General features: G+C 35.8%; 15 protein-coding genes and 2 pseudogenes. 14 read left to right on the top strand and 3 right to left on the bottom strand.

Translation table 11 applies throughout. From position 1 onward, the window contains the following. Nucleotides 1–84 precede the first annotated feature (84 nt). The 14 genes and pseudogenes from V6256_RS04505 (at nucleotide 85) to V6256_RS04445 (ending at nucleotide 14796) form a co-directional block, all read left to right on the top strand. Complete coding sequence (locus tag V6256_RS04505) at nucleotides 85–2871, top strand: M16 family metallopeptidase (RefSeq protein ID WP_341596878.1); 2787 nt, start codon at nucleotides 85–87, stop codon at nucleotides 2869–2871. A 55-nt stretch (nucleotides 2872–2926) separates the two neighbouring features. Then, a complete protein-coding gene (locus V6256_RS04500) occupies nucleotides 2927–3553 on the top strand; it encodes a MotA/TolQ/ExbB proton channel family protein (protein WP_341596877.1) in 627 nt (208 codons plus the stop codon). Then, nucleotides 3550–3987, top strand: a complete 438-nt coding sequence (locus V6256_RS04495) for an ExbD/TolR family protein (protein ID WP_341596876.1) — start codon at nucleotides 3550–3552, stop codon at nucleotides 3985–3987. Before V6256_RS04500 ends, V6256_RS04495 begins: the two co-directional genes overlap by 4 nt. Further along, on the top strand, nucleotides 3984–4835 hold the full coding sequence (locus V6256_RS04490) for an energy transducer TonB family protein (RefSeq protein ID WP_341596875.1): 852 nt from the start codon (nucleotides 3984–3986) through the stop codon (nucleotides 4833–4835). Before V6256_RS04495 ends, V6256_RS04490 begins: the two co-directional genes overlap by 4 nt. A 29-nt stretch (nucleotides 4836–4864) precedes the next feature. Beyond that, the gene (locus tag V6256_RS04485) at nucleotides 4865–5869 is read left to right on the top strand and encodes a putative transporter (protein ID WP_341596874.1); all 1005 of its coding nucleotides are present in this window, start codon (nucleotides 4865–4867) and stop codon (nucleotides 5867–5869) included. A gap of 219 nt (nucleotides 5870–6088) precedes the next feature. Next, nucleotides 6089–7930, top strand: a complete 1842-nt coding sequence (locus V6256_RS04480; RefSeq protein WP_341596873.1) for an FG-GAP repeat protein — start codon at nucleotides 6089–6091, stop codon at nucleotides 7928–7930. A gap of 214 nt (nucleotides 7931–8144) precedes the next feature. Beyond that, nucleotides 8145–8312 (top strand): annotated as a pseudogene (locus V6256_RS04475) (transposase); the annotation flags it as partial. Nucleotides 8313–8739: 427 nt separating this feature from the next. Next, nucleotides 8740–9642, top strand: a complete 903-nt coding sequence (locus tag V6256_RS04470; RefSeq protein WP_341596872.1) for an HPP family protein — start codon at nucleotides 8740–8742, stop codon at nucleotides 9640–9642. A gap of 176 nt (nucleotides 9643–9818) precedes the next feature. Then, nucleotides 9819–10400, top strand: a complete 582-nt coding sequence (locus tag V6256_RS04465; protein ID WP_341596871.1) for a GNAT family N-acetyltransferase — start codon at nucleotides 9819–9821, stop codon at nucleotides 10398–10400. A gap of 294 nt (nucleotides 10401–10694) precedes the next feature. Further along, nucleotides 10695–11027 carry a hypothetical protein gene (locus V6256_RS04460; RefSeq protein WP_341596870.1) on the top strand — a complete coding sequence of 111 codons (333 nt, stop codon included), beginning with the start codon at nucleotides 10695–10697 and terminating at the stop codon, nucleotides 11025–11027. Between the two features lie 195 nt (nucleotides 11028–11222). Continuing rightward, a pseudogene (locus V6256_RS16410) lies at nucleotides 11223–11571 on the top strand (transposase); the annotation flags it as partial. Nucleotides 11572–11775: 204 nt separating this feature from the next. After that, nucleotides 11776–12129 (top strand): hypothetical protein, encoded by a 354-nt coding sequence (locus V6256_RS04450; protein WP_341596868.1) that lies wholly within the window; start codon nucleotides 11776–11778, stop codon nucleotides 12127–12129. 117 nt (nucleotides 12130–12246) lie between these two features. Next, nucleotides 12247–12351, top strand: a complete 105-nt coding sequence (locus tag V6256_RS16405) for an IS3 family transposase (protein ID WP_424141045.1) — start codon at nucleotides 12247–12249, stop codon at nucleotides 12349–12351. A gap of 471 nt (nucleotides 12352–12822) precedes the next feature. Continuing rightward, nucleotides 12823–14796: an acyltransferase family protein gene (locus V6256_RS04445; RefSeq protein ID WP_341596867.1), complete on the top strand. Its 1974-nt coding sequence runs from the start codon at nucleotides 12823–12825 to the stop codon at nucleotides 14794–14796. 200 nt (nucleotides 14797–14996) lie between these two features. On the opposite strand, the gene V6256_RS04440 is transcribed toward V6256_RS04445, so the two are convergent. The 3 genes from V6256_RS04440 to V6256_RS04430 all read right to left on the bottom strand — a co-directional run bounded on the left by V6256_RS04440 (nucleotide 14997) and on the right by V6256_RS04430 (nucleotide 19333). Continuing rightward, a complete protein-coding gene (locus V6256_RS04440) occupies nucleotides 14997–15194 on the bottom strand; it encodes a hypothetical protein (protein WP_341596866.1) in 198 nt (65 codons plus the stop codon). A 395-nt stretch (nucleotides 15195–15589) separates the two neighbouring features. Then, nucleotides 15590–18316: an aconitate hydratase AcnA gene (gene acnA, locus V6256_RS04435; protein ID WP_341596865.1), complete on the bottom strand. Its 2727-nt coding sequence runs from the start codon at nucleotides 18314–18316 to the stop codon at nucleotides 15590–15592. A 72-nt stretch (nucleotides 18317–18388) separates the two neighbouring features. Beyond that, a complete protein-coding gene (locus V6256_RS04430; RefSeq protein WP_341596864.1) occupies nucleotides 18389–19333 on the bottom strand; it encodes a formate/nitrite transporter family protein in 945 nt (314 codons plus the stop codon). Nucleotides 19334–19538 lie beyond the last annotated feature (205 nt).

Below are 19538 nucleotides of genomic sequence, written 5' to 3'. Positions count from 1 at the left end.
AGGTTGCTTATTAAATAACAACAAAGTCGCACCACTAAATGGTGTGACTTTACTCTCTCTCTCGGAAATTCTTAAGGAAGTATCTTGAAACTGTTCAAAGCCAGTTGGGTAATTTTATGCATTGGATTTGCAACCACCTTCTCTCACACTGCAACTTCTTCAATACCAGATTGGGATTCAAAAATACAACATGGCAAGCTAGAAAATGGGTTGCAGTATTTTGCCTATCACTCCGATAATGCTGATGAACCATTTAATGTAAGGCTGATTGTCCATGCAGGTTCAATCGATGAACCTGAAATTAAAGGTATTGCTCATGCAGTAGAGCATATGGTTTTCAATCAATCAGTCAATCATCCAGAGGGAATTCATGATTATTTGAGCAAAATTGGTTGGAAAGCTGGCAAAGAAGTAAATGCTAAAACCGGGCAAACTGAAACTAATTATATGATACGTACTCGCCCGCACGATGCACTTGATCTTAAAGGCTCACTGCAGTTGTTAGCTGATATTGCTGGTGGTGCAAAGATGTTAGAGGAACAATGGGAAAAAGAGAAAAAAATAATAATAGAAGAGAAACGGCAGGGTGAGCATGTAATAAAGCGTTTAAGTAAACAGATTAAACAGAGTACAAAGGCAAATTCAAAATATGCAGAAGGTACTGTCATTGGTTCTTATCAAAGTATTAATGAAATAACACAGAGTGACTTAAAAGCATTTTATGAAAGTAATTACGTTGCAAGCAATATGAGCTTGATCATTAGTGGTTATTTTAAACCTGAAAATTTAGTTCATAATATTGAAGATACATTCGAATATCTGCCTACAGTGCCAAAACCTGAACGGAATTATGTTGATTTCCCATTAGATCAGACTATCAAACTTAATAAAGTTCAAGATCGAGAAGGGACTACATCTAAAGTCGCTTTAGGGTTAAGAATGGCACTTCCTCCTAAAAGCACTTCCGAGGGCATTAATTTAAGACTTGAAAACTATATCATCCGAAAATTATTGATGCCGCAAATACACCGTAATGCGGTGTTTTACCCTGAGTCAGTGAGTTCTATTAGTGGTGTATTAAAAGAACCAAGCAATGAACGTTTAGTGTTAGCTTTTTCAGCTAAAACTGAAGACCATGATGATGGGGTACAAGCTATTTTGAAGGAAATCGAACGTTTACGTCGATATGGTTTTTCAGAAGAAAGTTTACAAAAAGTTTTAAGCAATACGAAGGCTACAGCGCGACGCAATGCCACTTCTACTAGTAAACGTAGTTATGCTAGCTGGGAAGATAAAATTACTAATGCATTATTAACTGACACCGTCGTTGCAGATCCAAACGAAAAGTTTGAATACACAATGAAATTATTAAACGGCGTTACTTTAGAAAGGATAAATGCGAGATTAGTAGAAATACTTAATGCACCTGACATTTTTATTTACTATCAAGCGCCTGGTGATATTAAATTATCACTACCGAGTGTGGAGGAAGTTGAGGAGTGGAAGCGCGGCATTGCTTTAGAAAGTATAGAGCAACCAATAAAACAGAGTTTTTCTAATGAAAAGCCATTAATGGCTTTGCCTAGAGAAGAAAAAGAGGAGGTTAAATTACCGATAGCGCCACCTCAGATAAATAAAAAAATACCTTCGTTTCAATACCATGAAAAACAATCAGTCTTTGAATGGAAACTTGAAAATGGTAATCGAGTTGTGTGGTTAAATCGTCCTACTCCCTCAAATAAAATACTATTAAAAGCAATAACTAATATTGGATATGAGAACCAAGAACAACCTGAATGGTTATCACAAAGTGCCTTACAACTTTTCGAACAAAACCATCCAGTAGGTGTTAAGCCACAAGATTGGTTAGATTGGCAAAAAGAAAATAATTCAAAATGGAAGTTCAAACTTCATCCTCAGCACTTGGATTTGAGCATTGCAACGACAGTTGATGATTTAGAAAGTACTTTTTACGCTTTTTGGTTAAATCATCAGAAGAGGGATTTCGATAATAACGCTATTGAAGCACTTAATGAATCAGTTGCTATGGCGTTAAAAAGTGATAAAACACTCAATTTATCTGAGCTTCGTTATGGAGAGAAGCAAGATAAAACCGCTATTGAAAAGAGATTAAAAAGTATTACCACATCTACCTTGGAGTCAGTATCAAATAGCTTACTTAATCAAACACAAACAATGTTTATTGTAGGAGAAATTGATACTAAATATTTAGAAAAGTTAATAGCTCAATACTTGTCACCATTCGTTAATACCTCTGCAATGACAAGTAAACCTGTTTCTCAGCGAGTAGGTAGTCACAGTTTTATACGTGAACTTAGCGGTGACTTAAAAACTAGAACAACTATATATGGCAGTAAAAGTTTAGATTGGACACCTGAGCGTGCTTTTATACTTTCTACACTTAATCCTGTTATACAAGAAGCGCTACGAAAAAAACTTAGGCTTGAACTGGCAGGAACCTACAGAGTTATTTTCGAAATGAAGTTGAACCCTAATAATAATCAAGTTGAAACTGAGCTGAGCTTTCTGAGTGATCCTAAAAGATCTAGTGAGCTTACTAATGAAGCCTTAGCTGTATTAAGTCATTTAACACCTTATATCCAGTCAATGAATATTGAGCGTGTTAAAGAAGATATTAAGTTTGCAGAAAGCACTCGACTTGAAGTTTCGTCTACATGGTTACGTCGTTTGATGCTGAGTTATCGAGAATATAACGATCCGCGCTATTTGGATTCTATGCTTACAATTCCTAATGAACTTTCAATTAATGAGTTAGTAAAACTAAGCGAATCAGTGTTCCCAATAGAAAATCAAGTATTAATCGAAAGTCAGTATTCTCCTCAATACTAATTTGTTTTATTTAGCCTGAGTTAAGTTAATTCAGGCACAGCTATAGAGAAAAATTATGTTTAATAATATTTGGCATATTGCCACAGGTGTACCCTTATTACTTTGTTCCGTTATCGCAATAAGTTTAATTATAGAAAAAGCAATTTTTCTGTTACGTCAAAAAGATATTACTCAGGTTGAATATGAAAATATCTTAGAGATGATATCGACATCAAAGCTGGAACAAGCAATTGATGAATTAATCAACTTGAAACCATTTTATTGCAAAGCGCTTCTGTTAATGAAAAAAGAACAGCATAGCGATAAAGACGTTAGAGATGAGCAAGTTTCAACATTAATGGTGATGTTTAATAGTCGTTTACGTCAAAGAGTCAGTGGTTTAGTGACGGTTGCTTCACTTGCTCCCATGTTGGGGTTATTAGGGACAATAATAGGATTAATGAGGGCGTTTCAAAAGATTGGTGAGCATGCCGGTCCTGTAGAGCCTTCCATTGTGGCCAATGGATTATGGCAAGCACTTTCTACAACAGCAGCGGGCTTAGTCATAGCGGTTTTCTGTGTGCTTGCTCATGCAATTTTCACTTCAAAAATAAAAAAAATGTTGACTCGTAGTCAGTTTCTATTGAATAGCCTATCGCAATTAATGCAACAACGTAATAAGAAACAAGAGAAAAATATATGATCCAGTTTGAAGAAGATAGTGGATTGGAGCCAATAACACCGGAGACCATGACTCCGATGATTGATGTTATTTTATCTCTAATTGCTTTTATGATGTTAATGATTAACACGCCCTTAATGACAATGGATATTGATTTACCTGATATTAATCAAGCCGATATTCAATCTCCAGCTGAAGAGAAAGTGATTCATTTACAAATTCTGGAAGAAAATAATCAATGGTTGATCGCTGATGAACTTATTACTTCAGAAAATAAATTGAAAACAAAGCTAATGACGTTAGTGGTAAATGCGGATGAGCCTGTAGCTACCGTATTAGATATTGACCAAAACAGCCCTGCTCAAAGGATGATTGAAACTTTAGATATCTTAAAGCGACTAGGTATCAATAATACTCATATCGCATTAGAACAAAAAGTGGTTGATGGATTATGAATCAGTCAGATGTTGGCCCAAGTTCATTTAGGTCAATTGTTACGTGGGTTTTTGTTTTGCATATTATTTTAATTGCAGCATTATTTTGGAAAATAAAGATTGAAAATGTAGCACTACAACATGCGCCTAAGGCTAAAGTAAGTATCGGCTTTCGTAGTGCAGCTGCAGGGAAGATTGCAAGTAATGAAGTGGCTCCTCAGGAAGCTGTAAAACCAATACAACAAAAAGCCAAACCCATAAAAACGCCCGTAAGTGAACCTCAAACTTTAAAAAATAATAAATTGAAGGAAACAAACAAAAAATTAGGTCTAGAAAAGATAAAGAAAAAAAAGCCAAAACCGATTGTAGAAGCTCCATCGACTAAGAAAAAACAAGGAAAAAAACAAAAAGAAAAAATAAAGAAAATAACAGAAGAAAGAGAAACTTCACAAGTTAATAAAGTCGTGCCAACTGTTCAGCAGAAAAAACAAATTCAAGGCGCTGGAGGTATTGATGGTTCAGTAGATAACAAACTTAAGGTTCATGAAAGTGGACAAGCAGAAACCTTAAGCGGTGACCCAGATAGTGCTATTTATGATGCATTGTTACGAAAGCATTTGATGAAATTTAAGCGTTATCCTCGAACACTAAAAATTAAAAGAAAAGAAGGGACTGTCGAAGTCGTTTTTAATATTAACAAACAAGGAAAAGTATTAAACCATAAAGTAGTTAAACGAACAGGAGATAGAGCCTTTGACCGTGCTATAAGACGTTTATTTGACGAAGCTCAACCAATACCCTTACCGCCAGAGAATACAACTTGGGCAACACGTGAATACCGCTTGGTATTCAGTTATAAACTCGATTAATTCGTTTCTAAATATTTAAGGTCTTTTTTATGTTTCACAGTTTTTTTCTCGATGCTAAATGGCGAATTTGGGCATGGTGCGGTAGTATTTTAATTCTTATCTCCACTTGGTACAAAGTGCAATTAGATGTTCAAGTTAATGAATGGTTTGGAAGTTTTTATGACTCGATTCAAGATGCATTATCAAATCCAGGTACAGTAACAAGTGAAATGTTATTAGGCCATCTATGGGACTTTGGTAAAATATCACTAATTTTTATTCTTGTTGCTGTATTTTTAGAGTTTTTTGTTCGTCACTATGTATTCAGGTGGCGAACGGCAATGCAAAATTATTACACTCAATATTGGCCTCTTGTCAGAGGTACTGAAGGGGCTTCTCAACGAGTTCAAGAAGATACAATGCGTTTTGCACAGATTGTTGAGCGTTTAGGTATCTCTTTATTACGTTCATTATTAACATTAATTGCTTTTCAACCACTACTCTGGGAACTCAGTAAAAAAGTGAAAGAAGTTCCGTTAATTGGAGAAGTCGATCATGTGCTTATCTACTTAGCGATAATTTCCGCTATTTTTGGAACAGTTATTTTAGCTATGGTAGGTATTAAATTACCTGGATTAGAGTTTAATAATCAAAAGGCAGAAGCGGCCCTTAGGAAAGAGTTAGTTTTGGGGGAGGATGATAGTAGTAGAGCTAAACCTCAAACAGTAGCTGAGTTATTTCAAAGTGTACGCTTAAATTATTTAACGATGTATCGTCATTACTTATATTTTGATTTAGTGAAGCAATCTTACCTACAGTTTTCTTCCGTTATGCCATATATCATGTTAACACCGACTATTGTTGCAGGAGCGATAACACTAGGGGTATTACAGCAAATTCTTCGTGCATTTAGTAAGGTAGAAGGTTCTTTACACTATCTTGTTTATAGTTGGTCTACAATTGTTGAATTGATTTCAGTTTACAAACGCTTAAAAGCATTTGAACAAAAAATTTATGACAGTAAATTAGCAAAAACCTCTCTTAACACTATTTAAATTAATAACTAAGTAAAATTGCCCTTGATTCTCTTGGTGATAATGATTATCATTGGCGAATCCAAGTGCAGCTGGTTATCGATTGCGTTGGTGAACGATTTAGCATGGAATATATAGCTACGTTAGTCAGTTGAGTTTAAATGATTAAACTATCGTTATACCTCATTTATTTTCTACCTACCATATATCCAAAATTTTAAATTTAAATTAAGGTTAATTATGTATCGTATAATTTCTATTACATTAAGTTCATTTCTTCTTTTTTCCTGCGCAAGTGAAGATAACTCTAACGAAGAAGAGGTTGTGTCCGTACCTGAAGAGGAGGTTGTATCCGTACCTGAAGAAGAGGTCGTATCCATACCTTCATTTAATTTCATTGATATCGATGGAAGTGAAAGTGAATCCGGTGCAGTAACTTTTACGTGGGATGGCGATAGCACTGGATTAACGTATACTTTATGTGAAAATAATATTGAAGCTGAAAATAATTGCTCTGAAATAGCGACTACCACAGAATCAAACTCTATCGAGACAAAAATAGACTCTTTATTTGGCAGGTACTCATCAGAGTACTTTATATTAGCGAGTAATGGTAATTCATATACAGCGAGTAATTATTTGTCACTTTCAAACCAAAATGTGACTGATCTTATTCGATATGTTAAAGCGTCAAATCCAGATGCAAATGACCGGTTTGGATATTCTGCCTCATTAAGTGGAGATGGTCTTACTTTGGCTGTGGGAGCTTACACGGAAGACTCAAGTGCAACAGGTATTAATTCTGATTTACAAGATGATAATGATGCATCAGCCAGTGGAGCCGTTTATATTTTTAAAAATAATGGGAGTGATTGGTCTCAAGAAGCTTATGTGAAAGCATCGAATTCATTAAAAAGTAATAAGTTTGGTGAGTCAGTATCATTAAATGAAGATGGTACCGTTTTAGCTGTTGGTAGTATAGGTGAAGACTCTAGTACAACAGGTGTTAACAGTGAATCAAATGGAGATTATAACAGCGCTGGAGCTGCATATATATTCCGTTTTGATGGTACTAATTGGTCTGAAGAAGCTTACATTAAAGCATCTAACACAGATGCTGGTGATAATTTTGGTTTGAAAGTATCACTCAGTGATGATGGTGATGTGTTAGCGATTGGAACGAAAGCTGAAGATTCAGATGCAACAGGCATTTATACTTCAGAAGAATCAGTGACTAATGAAGATGAACAAGCGAATAATGATGCGGTAAGTGCAGGCGCTGCTTATCTCTTTAGATATAATGGAGCAACTTGGGATCAAGAAGCTTATATTAAAGCTTCAAATACAGATGACCGAGACTACTTTGGAAATTCGGTTTCTCTAAGTGGCGATGGAACGACCTTAGCGGTAGGTGCTTATAGTGAGGATTCTAATGGGAACGATGGTGAAGATGATAACAGCCTAAGTGGAAGTGGTGCTGCTTATATATTTAGACAGGATGGTAACGCTTGGACACAGCAAGCTTTAATTAAAGCTGGAACACCAACTGAAGACAGTTACTTTGGTAATTCTGTTTCTTTGAGTGAAGATGGAAACACTTTAGCTGTCGGTGCTTACAGTGATGATTCTCTGTTTAGTGGTAGTGGTGCCGTCCATGTATTTAAATATAGTGATAATAACTGGTCTGAAGAAGCTTACCTTAAAACTTCAAATGCCGCTGATGGTGATAGTTTTGGTAAAAATGTAGTGTTAAGCGCTGATGGTAATATATTGGTTGCTTCAGCTGATTATGAAGCTTCGCTAGCTACTGGCATTGATGGAGATCAGACAAGCTCAGGTAAATATAATGGGGCTGTTTACGCTTTCAAATATGAGAATGAAGGTTGGATTCAATATGCATATATTAAAGCATCGAATACAAAAGCGGATGGTCAGGAGTCATTTGGTGCTTCATTAGCGCTTAGCTCAGATGGTAAAAAACTAATGGTGGGTGCAAAAAATGAAGACTCTGCTGCATCAGGTATTGATGGCGATCAAACTGATAGTTCACTTTCAGCTTCAGGTGCCGTTTATATATACTAAGTATTAAACGAAAAACATAGAGGAATATACTTTGTATTCTTCTATGTTTTTGCTAATTATAATATCTCTTATTTAATCAATAATCTTCAATCATTATATCCCGAAATTTAAGAGCATCATATTCAGGCCTAATTGAACCTATAGTGGTACAGTGGTTTTGGCCACCTAAGTAGAGTTGATATTATTCATCTCGATAATTTTATAGGTGATTAAAATGGTCAGAACAGGTAAGCGTAATTTCATTTCAGAGTTTAAATTAGAATCAACGCAGTTGGTTGTTAATCAAAGGTAATCAGTACGAGAAATTGCAACAGCAATGAACGTTGGTAAATCGACAACGGATAAGTGGATTAGGCAGTTAAAAGAAGAGCGTAAGGATAAACCAAGGCTACACCAATGATACCTGATCAATTTAAAGTCACTAGGTGTCTGTATTTTTCTAATGAAATCAAGGTTCACATCTTAACCGTAATTTTTTACCTTTTTTGTTACAAATTATTAAAGATCAGCAGGGCTTAATGTAAGCTCTCAATTAATTGAGCTTTGTAATGAAGTTCTCTTAGCTTTTGGATTGCATAATATTGAAAATTAAAACCTATGATTTTTTACTTCCATTGTAGAGCTTTACCTTTTGAGGCTTTTTAATTGTGTCGTTTATATTATTTTAAATAGTAAAGGTCTATTGTAGATACTAAAATCGGCATATTTTATTTTCATGTTATATCTATATTTCCCAAGAAAATTAATGGTTGAAGAAGTACTCTAATCGATACAAAAATATAAATAGAGAAGTAAAGTAAGTGAGAAAAATGATTAAGAGAATTAGTCGCTTTTTAGGCATTCAAAGTGGCGTCGTTGATTCCGAGAAAGCGGTTGCAACGATAGGGGGAATGCTCGCTATTTTTTGTTGTTACTATACAACAATACATTTAACTGGTGAGCAAGGGTCTATTGCTATTTTACCTTCTATGGGAGCTTCAGCAGTCTTACTTTTTGCGGTCCCTCATGGGCAGCTTTCTACACCATGGGCTTTTTTAGTTGGAAATATTCTTTCGGCAATTGTAGGGGTTACTTGCGCAAGCTTGATAGATGTTACATTTGTCGCTGCTGGACTCGCTGTTGCATTGTCTATCTTAGTGATGCATCTCACTCGAAGCTTACACCCGCCCGGTGGAGCAACTGCGTTGGCTGCTGTAATAGGTGGCCCTACTATACATGAATTGGGTTATTGGTATGTTATTACGCCAACCCTGATTAACTGCACCATATTATTTTTCGCCGCGATGATCTTTAATAATCTCTTCCACTGGCGACGATATCCACAAAGCTTAATGCGTTATCAAAGTGTTGGGTATCATCCAGATACACGTCGTATCAAAATGCAACATATCCATGAAGCAATTAAGCGTTCAGAGTTAGTTGTTGATGCCAGTGATGAACAGATAAAGCGAGTGGTTGATTTAGCTGATGCTATCTATCATGAAGAATTAATTAATGAATTTGTGCTTGAGTTAGGCACATATTATACGAATGCTAAGCCAGGCAGACAGTGGGCAGTTCGTCAGGTCATTGATCAGCGTAAACATAAAGATCCTTTACGCTATCTTGTCATTTATCGAATTGCAGATGGAGAAAAAAAAGGATCAACGGATAGTTGCACTTTACAAGAGTTTGCTGAGTGGGCGAATGAAAAAATGAGACCTAAAAATTAAAAAAAGATTTCGGGCATCCATTAGTTGCTCATAATAAAATCAGCTCTTTAAGACTTTAAATCACTGGGTATTCAATATTTTTTCACTTTATCTAACAATTAACTTATCAAACTGCTGTGCCTTATAAAACATGAAGGGATACTGACAGTATCATTCGTAGTATAAAAGAGGTGCATATGGATTGGTTATCTTGTCCTAAAATACAAGGGAAGTACGTTACATTAGAGCCGTTGAGTGTTGCTCATGTCGATGAGCTTAAAGAAGCTGTTTTAGATGGTGAATCTTGGAAGTTATGGTACGCCAATGTTCCATCTCCAGACTTGATGGCTGATTATGTCGATACGGCAATTAAAGAGGCGAAGAGCGGCAATATAGCATTTGCTGTTAGGTGCAATACTACTAATAAGATCGTAGGAACAACTCGTTTTTATGGTGTTGACGCTAAAAATAAAAGAGCAATGCTAGGGTATACTTGGTATTCATTTTCAGCCAGACGTACGCCTATTAATACAGAGTGTAAGTTATTGTTACTGAATCATGTTTTTGAAACGCATTCTGCAATTGCAGTAGAATTTAGAACACACTTTTTTAATCAGGGTTCTAGACGAGCAATTGAACGGTTAGGGGCCAAGCAAGATGGCATTCTACGTAATCATCAGGTTTTAAGTGATGGTTCAATTAGAGATACTGCCGTTTATTCTATCATTAACTCTGAATGGCCTGCCGTTAAGAATAACTTGCAAAGTAAGCTCGGCTAATAAAGCTATCGCTGAAAAAGATCTGTAAGAAATCTTGGACACCCATTGGTCTATCACAATAAAATCAGCGTTTTACGATGTAAATTCACTGGGTGTCTTGTATTTTTGTTGTTGTAAATACTTTTCTCTACCCTTATTCTCGCTTTGTATCTCTATCATACAAAAAATAAAAATTAATTGTTGCCCTAAGAAAACCTAAATTGCAAAGTTGTAGTTTAATTCGCTTTACTGTAACTAAATAACAATAATTAATATAACTTAATAGATTATTAACTAATAGGAATATAAACACTCATGAATATAAAAATAATTACGGCTGCCATTGTTATGGCTACATTATCTGGTTGTGCTGTATTAGAAAAAAATACTGTGGAAGAAAGCAGCCTACAAGCAAAAGCATCAATGGCTTTAGGTGTTAAGCCTGAAAATATCAATGTATCAAATATTCAAGGTGGTCTACAAAAAATAACGTTTGATGCAGTCGCAAATGGCAATGAATATAGCTGCTATTATACTACCGCTCTTATCGTTAAATCTGACGCGCTTTGCACTGAATTTGGCAGTACTGAAAAGGAAGATAAAGTAAGCCAATGTGATGCGCTTAGTAGCGCAGCAGGAAAATGTTAAAAAGCTTACAAAGTATGGCTAACTTATAAAAAATTTCGAAAAAATTTCGGACACCCATTAGTTGATTATAATAAAATCAGAGTTTTACGATTTAACATAAAGGCTGGACACCCATCGACTTTAAATTGTAATTAATTGATTTTATAGTCTTCAATTAATGGGTGTCCGCTATTATTATTCCTATTATTATTCAAGCAACAATACACACGATTCTGTGGTTATTTAAAAGACTGTAAGGTATGCCCTTTACAACAGCAATGCATGCTAAACCACCGAAGGATAGAGGAAGACAAGTCCAATTTTAAAATAATGAATCACGGAAAAAGCTAAGCTATGGCGACAAAATGAAAGTTAAGATAGATAGTCCAATAGGACTGCGCCAATACAGCAAACGATTAGGTGCCATTGAACCCGTATTTGGTAATATCACGGTGAATAAAGGCATGAATAAATTCAAGCTGCGCGGGCAAGAAAAAGTGAATGCCCAATGGAAAATGTACTGTCCGTTCATAATATAGAAAAGTTAAGGAATAGTTTACATTAAGCCAAGGGCTAAGCCCTTAAATCGCAATAATACAGTCTAATTACCCTCATAAACGCCTCTACAGCTCAAATTAATCAATCATTTATTGAAAATCCGAATTATCTATTGGAATCTCAACTAAATATGAATTAATGTAGTTTTTATTTTAAATAATCGGGCTGAAAATGAGAAATTCTACAGCCTCGTTAGCAATCAAGGAATATTATGAATTACTGGGTAGTTGGAGCAACATGGGGTCATGACGACCAAGCTGAACGTTTTTACCTTCGTGGTACTTGGCAAATGGGGTATGACGAGGCAGAACAACCGGGATACGCAGATAAAATCAATCGCATTAAACAAGGTGATCGAATTGCAGTCAAAAAACGTGATGGTAAAGGAGCTTCGACAATCTCTATAAAAGCTATTGGTGTTGTGAAGGATGTTGCAGAGGGAATTGTCTATATTGACTGGGTGGTAACAAACTTAGAAAGACATGTTTCGTGTAAGAATTATTTTGGAACCATACACGGTCCAGTTAATGATAAAATTTGGCGTAATGAAGCCTTTTGTCTGTAATGTAAATTGCTAACAAGACGTTTCAACGGAACAAAAAAATAGTGGGTTACGTTTCGCTTCGCTACTCATTTTAACCCACTATTTTTGTCCGCTTAGCAAGGCGTTAGCAGGAAACACTTGTTCAATTATATTGGGATGTTTTACAATCGGAAGCGATTACATAGTCACCTTGGCCATGTGTCTCCTGATGAGTATGAAAAAAGGTACTTAAGCGAGAATTAAAGTGTCTACAAAGTCGGGGAAGATCATTTTTACTTTACAAACCCTAAGTCACTTTCACACTTAATCGTTAAAAAATCTCTATTTTTTATTCACTACATTTTAAACATATAACCTCTGAAGTGTAATCACATAAGCCAAGTTAGCGCTTTATCGACCACGGATGTTTTATAAAGCGGAAGCTGACATAAATAACCATGATTGTCGCGACGACTAATTCAATGATAAAATTTCGGAAACTCATTAGTCTATCACAATAAAATCAGCGTTTTACGATGTAAATTCACTGGGTGTCTTGTATTTTTTATTTGTAGCGCTTTGCTGTCAATAATCACATTGAGCAGTTAGGTGCTTTAATGTAGTCTCCCTTTTTACTTCACATTAGTTCAACGAAAGTAAACTCTCCGTCGTTAGCTACGTTTTTAGGCTGACTTATCTCTAAAGTTTTTAATAGTACATTTAAGGTTAATAATAATGAAGAATCTTTCATATAGAAAAGATATTAGTGGATTAAGGGCTATCGCCGTTTTGCTTGTTATCTTTTTTCATATTGGGATTGAAGAAATACCAGGTGGGTTTATTGGTGTTGACGTTTTCTTTGTGTTATCAGGTTTTCTTATTACATCGATCATATATCGCGATTTGCTTAATGATAAATTTACTTATCATGAGTTTTATTTAAGGCGAATAAGAAGAATTGTTCCAGTTTTATTATTTGTAATTATTTTAACATGCATTGCTGCATGGTTTGTAATGTTTCCTGAAGACTATATTCGTTTAACCCAAAGTGCTGGGTTATCTTTTTTATCATTAAGTAATTTTTATTTCAATAATATTACGGATGGTTATTGGGGGGTAAAGGCGGAGTCTATTCCGTTATTGCATACTTGGTCTTTGTCTGTTGAAGAGCAATTTTATATTATTTGGCCCGCAACAATGCTCCTGATGTTTAAAGTTATACCCCAAAAACATCATCAATTGCTGTTACTTGGGGTTACTAGCGCATTATTTGTTTTATCTGAATTTTTAGCGATCACTCACTCAAACTCTGCATATTATTTATTGCCAGCTCGTGCATTTGAACTAGCTTCAGGGGCAACACTTGCACTGTTTTTACCAAAGATGAAGAAAATAAATTTATTCTTGAATCATGGCTTATCGTTATTAGGCTTGAGCGGTATTATTTTAACTTCATTATTTTTAAGTAAGGCGGATGTTTTCCCTGGTATAAATGCAGCTATTGTTTGTTTATCTACTGTATGCCTATTAATTTCAGGTAAAGATAATGATAATCAAGGTATTATTAACTATATTTTATCAACACGATTATTGGTCTTTATTGGTTTAATATCGTATTCACTTTATTTATGGCATTGGCCAATTATTGGGCTTATAAACTACATGGCTATCGATAAGTCCATGACCGTTAAGTTTTTTATTATTCTATTATCTTTTTCTTTATCTATATTAAGTTACTACTTTATAGAGCAAAAGTTCAGATTGGTTTTAATTTATAACTTTAAAAAAACAGCCGTGTTATTTTTAGCGATACCATTTGTTGCGTTTGCTATATTCATTCTTTTATCAAGATATTCTGAAGGATTTAAGAGTAGGTTTACACCTTCAGATGGAAACTTAACACAGGTTTTATTATCTAAAAAATACAATGACTGTCACAATGATTATTGTATAGACACATTTTTGAATAAATTTGATAACCCACCACTGGATGCAGACTTTTTATTAGTGGGAGACTCTCATGCAGAGTCTTTGGAAGGTTTTATGAATGTTTTGGCTAACCAATCTATGAAAAATGGATCACTAATTTCTAATGGTGGAACTCCGTTTTTAATTGGTGTACAAAAATACGATATTACTAGAGAAGCTGTTAAGAAATCATTTTCTATAAAAAATCAGAAAACATTAAATATAATTACTGAATTTCAAGGAGATACAGTAATTATAGCCGGAAGGTATTCGAGGTACTTGCGTGAAGAAAGCAAAGATTTCTTTTATAAAGAAGGAGATAGTCTTGACAGTAAAACATCTATCGCTAATTTCAAAAGTAGTTTTGATGAAACGATAGAAAGTATTTTGCATCTTGATAAAAAATTAATTATTGTAAAAGATACACCTGATTTTGGGGTAGATCGTTCTCGATGCCCTATTCTGAGTGATAGAATGGGTATAGATTTCAATTGTGTAGAAAGCATAACTCTTTCGAATGTTGTAGAACAACAGGAAACAGTACTTAATTATTTTGAAGAGGTTGAAAAAAAATACCCTGAAGTTATTTTTCTTGATATGAAGTCGTTAATTTGTGATGAATATTTATGCCATATTAATGTAGATAAAACACCTCTCTATAGAGATAGTAACCACCTTAATTATATTGGTGCGAAAAAATTAGGTGAGATATATCTACAGAGGAACACAAACCCTCTTTAGCATTAAAACTAAAAAGTCTGACATCGACTCGGTGTCAGTCTTTTTATTTATATTTTCTGGTAAAAAAGTAGAATTATCGACAGGGGGAAAATACTGTAATTGAAAAGATCTTAGACACCGATTAGTTGCTCACAATAAAATCAGAGTTTTACGATTTAAAATTATCGGGTGTCCTGTATTTTTCTATATTTTAGCCGTAATTAACAGTTTCCTTTCTTTGCTTGTCCTGGTGGGCAAAATTTACCTTTACTCTTACTCTTTTCTGTATAGATAACATCTTGATGGCCTGAATCACCAAGAATAACTTTAGGGCCGCTTACTTTCATTGATGGACCTACTACTTCACATCCTGTTAGCAATGCTAAAAATATAAACGGTAAAAAACGAAAATTTATCATGAAGATCCCTTAAAAATTAATGGCTCTCTATTTATTAATAGAAAATAAAAGGGTTATCCTACCATTAAAAATCCTAGGTATTAAAGCGCTTGAGCTCCCATAAACACTAACGAGTAATAATTATTCTGTCTCCTCAATCACAAGTATCATTTAGAGATGTAGCGCTGATGTAGAGGTTATAAAAAGTAGCTATTATTTTAAGCTTTTCCCGTTAGGTACTTTGCCTATCAAGTTTATTCGCTAAAATAACAGCTACTTAATTTTATCAAGTTGAATACATATTACTTTTAATAGTACTAAGTAATAATAATCGACTTAGTTACGAGAACTCGAAATCTATCGAGGATATTGTGTGATAGATTTCGAGCTGCTTTATATTAAAAGCAGTCTGCTAATTAAAGCAGTGATCTCATTACATATTGAAGTATGCCGCCATGACGGAAGTATTCAAATTCATTAGGGGTATCAATACGAATATCAGCCTCAAACGAAATAGCGTCTCCATTTTCTTTGGTTACATTAACGGTGACTTGTTTTTGTTCTGCTGTAATCGCTTCAATTGAAAAAGATTCAGTACCGTCTAAGTTATATTTTTCAGCACCTTCTCCTTTTTTGAATTGTAACGGCAATATACCCATACCGATTAGATTCGAGCGATGGATACGTTCATAGGTTTCTGCAATAGTTGCTTTAACGCCTAGTAATAGAGGTCCTTTTGCAGCCCAATCACGAGAACTACCTGTACCATATTCTTTACCTGCAATAACGACCGTTGGTATTTTATTAGCTGTGTATTGTTGTGCAGCCTCAAATACGGTCATTTGCTTGCCTTCAGGTTGATAAGTGGTAAATCCGCCTTCTGTACCCGGTGCAAGTTGGTTTTTTAATCTGACGTTAGCGAAAGTACCGCGCATCATTACTTCGTGATTACCACGTCTTGAGCCATAAGAGTTAAAGTCTTTTGCTTGTACTTGGTTTTCAACAAGGTATTTAGCTGCGGGTGTCTCTTTGCCGATAGAGCCGGCAGGGGAGATGTGATCGGTTGTCACACTGTCACCTAGTTTTAATAAACAACGTGCATTTTCAATGGCTTTTACTGGCTCTGGTTGTACTTTCATGTTGTCAAAAAAGCTTGGTTTTTTAACATAGGTACTTGTTGGCCAGTTATAAATATCGCTATCAACAGTTTCAAGGTTTTTCCAGCTATCACCACCGTCATATACTGAACCATATTTATCTGAGAACATTTTTTTGTTAACCACGCGAGTGACAATGTCTTGTATTTCTTGTTGCTCTGGCCAAATGTTTTTTAAGTAAACAGGGTCGCCATCATGACTAATCCCTAAGGGTTCATTGGCTATATCCATTTTCATGTTACCTGCTAAAGCGTAAGCAACAACAAGTGGTGGTGACGCTAGGTAATTGGCTTTCACATCTGGGTGGATACGCCCCTCAAAGTTTCGGTTTCCCGATAATACTGACGTGACGGTTAAATCATTTTCTTGTATGGCATTGCTTATTGGGTCCGCTAGTGGACCTGAATTACCAATACAGGTTGTACAACCATACCCAACTAAATTGAAACCCAATTTATTCAGCTCTTTTGATAAACCTGCACTATTTAAATATTCAGTAACGACTTGTGAGCCAGGCGCAAAGCTGGTTTTTACCCAAGGCTTAACGGTTAATCCTAATGCATTGGCTTTTTGGGCGAGTAATGCAGCAGCAATCAATACCGATGGGTTTGATGTGTTTGTACAGCTGGTGATGGCTGCGATCACCACGGCGCCTTCGTGTAGCTCTACATCTTCCCCCTCTAGGTGATAAGAGGCGGATGTTTTGGGTGCCATATCTGTTGAGCCAATATTTTCAGTACCACCTTCATCGTCAAAGCGTTTTTTCTGCTTTTCTGGTGGAATGATTGTTAGCTCGTTTTGTTGTTTGATCCAGTCTTCAAAAGCGGGTGCTGCTTGGTCTAAATCAATTCGGTCTTGTGGGCGTTTAGGGCCTGCAATCGCTGGTACGACTTGCTCTAAATCGAGGCTGACTTGGGCGTGGTATTCAGCTTTTTGTTGCGACTCACTTCCCCACATACCTTGCGCTTTTGCATAGGCTTCTATGATATCGATTTGCTCTTGGCTTCTGCCTGTTAGCTCGAGATATTTTGATGTTTGTTGGTCAATTGGGAATAAACCACAGGTTGCGCCATATTCTGGTGACATATTGGCAATCGTTGCACGGTCAGCCACTGTTAGGTGCTGGATGCCTGAACCAAAGAATTCGACAAATTTACCAACCACACCGTGTGCTCTTAATTTTTCGGTAACAGCTAACACTAAGTCTGTTGCTGTTGCGCCTGCTGGTAATTTACCGGTTAATTCCATGCCGACTACTTCCGGAATTAACATGGTAACTGGCTGGCCAAGCATCGCGGCTTCAGCTTCTATACCACCAACACCCCAGCCTAATACACCTAGTCCATTGATCATGGTGGTGTGGGAATCGGTTCCAACTAGCGTATCGGGATATAACAGGGGAGTATCATGTTGGTCATCAACAAAGGTAACTCTTGCTAAGTACTCTAAATTAACTTGATGCACGATGCCTTTACCCGGCGGTACAACTTTAAAGTTATCAAATGCACTTTGTCCCCATTTTAAAAACTGATAACGCTCTTTATTTCGGGCGACTTCAATTTCAGTATTTTTTTCAAAGGAGTCTGCTTTACCAAATTCATCGACCATAATGGAGTGGTCTATGACTAAATCTACAGGCTTTAACGGATTGATTTTATTTGCATCGCCGCCCAGTTCTAGCATTGCATTACGCATTGCCGCTAAGTCAACAACAGCAGGGACACCAGTAAAGTCTTGTAAGATGACTCGAGATGGCACAAATGCAATCTCTGTATCAAGTTCAGCTTTAGTATCCCATTTGGATAAAGCTTTAATATCATCTTCTTGCACATACAGTTGTTCACTGTGACGAAGTAAGTTTTCTAATAAAATTTTTGCAGTTAAAGGAAGTCGGTTAATATCAATATCTAAGCTTGATAGGTCGAAATAGTTGTAGTCTTTACCGTTAACCGTCAAGTTTGATAAGTATTTGTTTGATGATGTCACTTTACTCTCCTTATTACGCTTAAAATGCTTTAATTGTAAAATTCAATCTAGTTGTGATTCGATCATGTTTTATTACTTATTGAGACCTCTTATATGCCCATAATTTAACAATGCAACAAAAATACTACCGCCAATGGCATTACCCAATAAAGTTAATAAGATAACTGGTGTTATTGTGATTAATGTAATATTTGGAGACATTAAATATCCAATAAATAATTCAACCGATCCGGCAATAGAATGGTGAAGTCCACCAATGCCGATAAGAAATGTAGCAATATAAATACACAGAATTTGGCTAGACGTTGAGTGGGTGGAAAGAATCGTCCAGGCGCCAATGGCCATTAACCAACCTGCTAACAGGGCACTAACCAGCAAACTTGTAGAATCATACTGCAATACATGCTCTGCAATGAGTAAATACCCTTGTTTTGCATGGATAACAGGTTCAGCAGCAAACAGTAAACTGGAAATAATAAACCCGCCTATTAAGTTACCCAAAATAACAATCACCCAAAGTTTTAACACACCAGCGACATCAGTGGATTTGTCGAGTAGTGGGTAAACAGCTGTGGCGGTATGTTCAGTAAAGAGCTGTGTTCTACTTAAAATACATAACACAAAACCAAGGGGATATAAGAAAGCGATGAATAGGCGGTTTATGCCTTCGGTGCTGCCTAAAATACTGGTAAGCACTGCGACTGCGAGTACTGTAAAGCCGATGATCATACCGGCTGCAAATGATGATAATAATAAACCGATCATGGGTCTTTCTATTTGGCTTTTACCTTCGTGGATCGCTAATTGTAAAATATCATCAGCATGCCTAAAAGTGCTATCGATACGCTTTACAATGACTTGCTTATATTGCTCTGCTTCTATTTTACGTTCTTTTTTTCTTTCACTCTTGCCTTGCTCGATGTTATTCATCGCAATACGGTTTTTAATCTTTTCGATATCGTATGAGTTCTGTTGCTGACCCAACGCTCTTTTATTGAATGTTGTTTTATTTGTCATAAGTTTTCTCTTAGGTACTCAAAATAAATTAAAAATAACTTAAAGAAGGACTGCAAAATGAATAATAAAAATAAGCTGTTGTAGATGGTATTGAGATGAAATGTGTCGACATCCTTATTCAGTTTATTGTTTCTTTAAGCAAGGTTTTAAGTTTCTTTTACAAATAGACTCTGGATATTTCTAGGTAAATAAAAGGGCAAGCTAT

It is taken from the genome of Psychromonas aquatilis, from assembly GCF_038155185.1.
GTDB lineage: Bacteria > Pseudomonadota > Gammaproteobacteria > Enterobacterales > Psychromonadaceae > Psychromonas > Psychromonas aquatilis.
The sequence above is the reverse complement of the archived record's forward strand: the minus strand, read 5'-3'. Positions and strand labels throughout refer to the sequence as shown.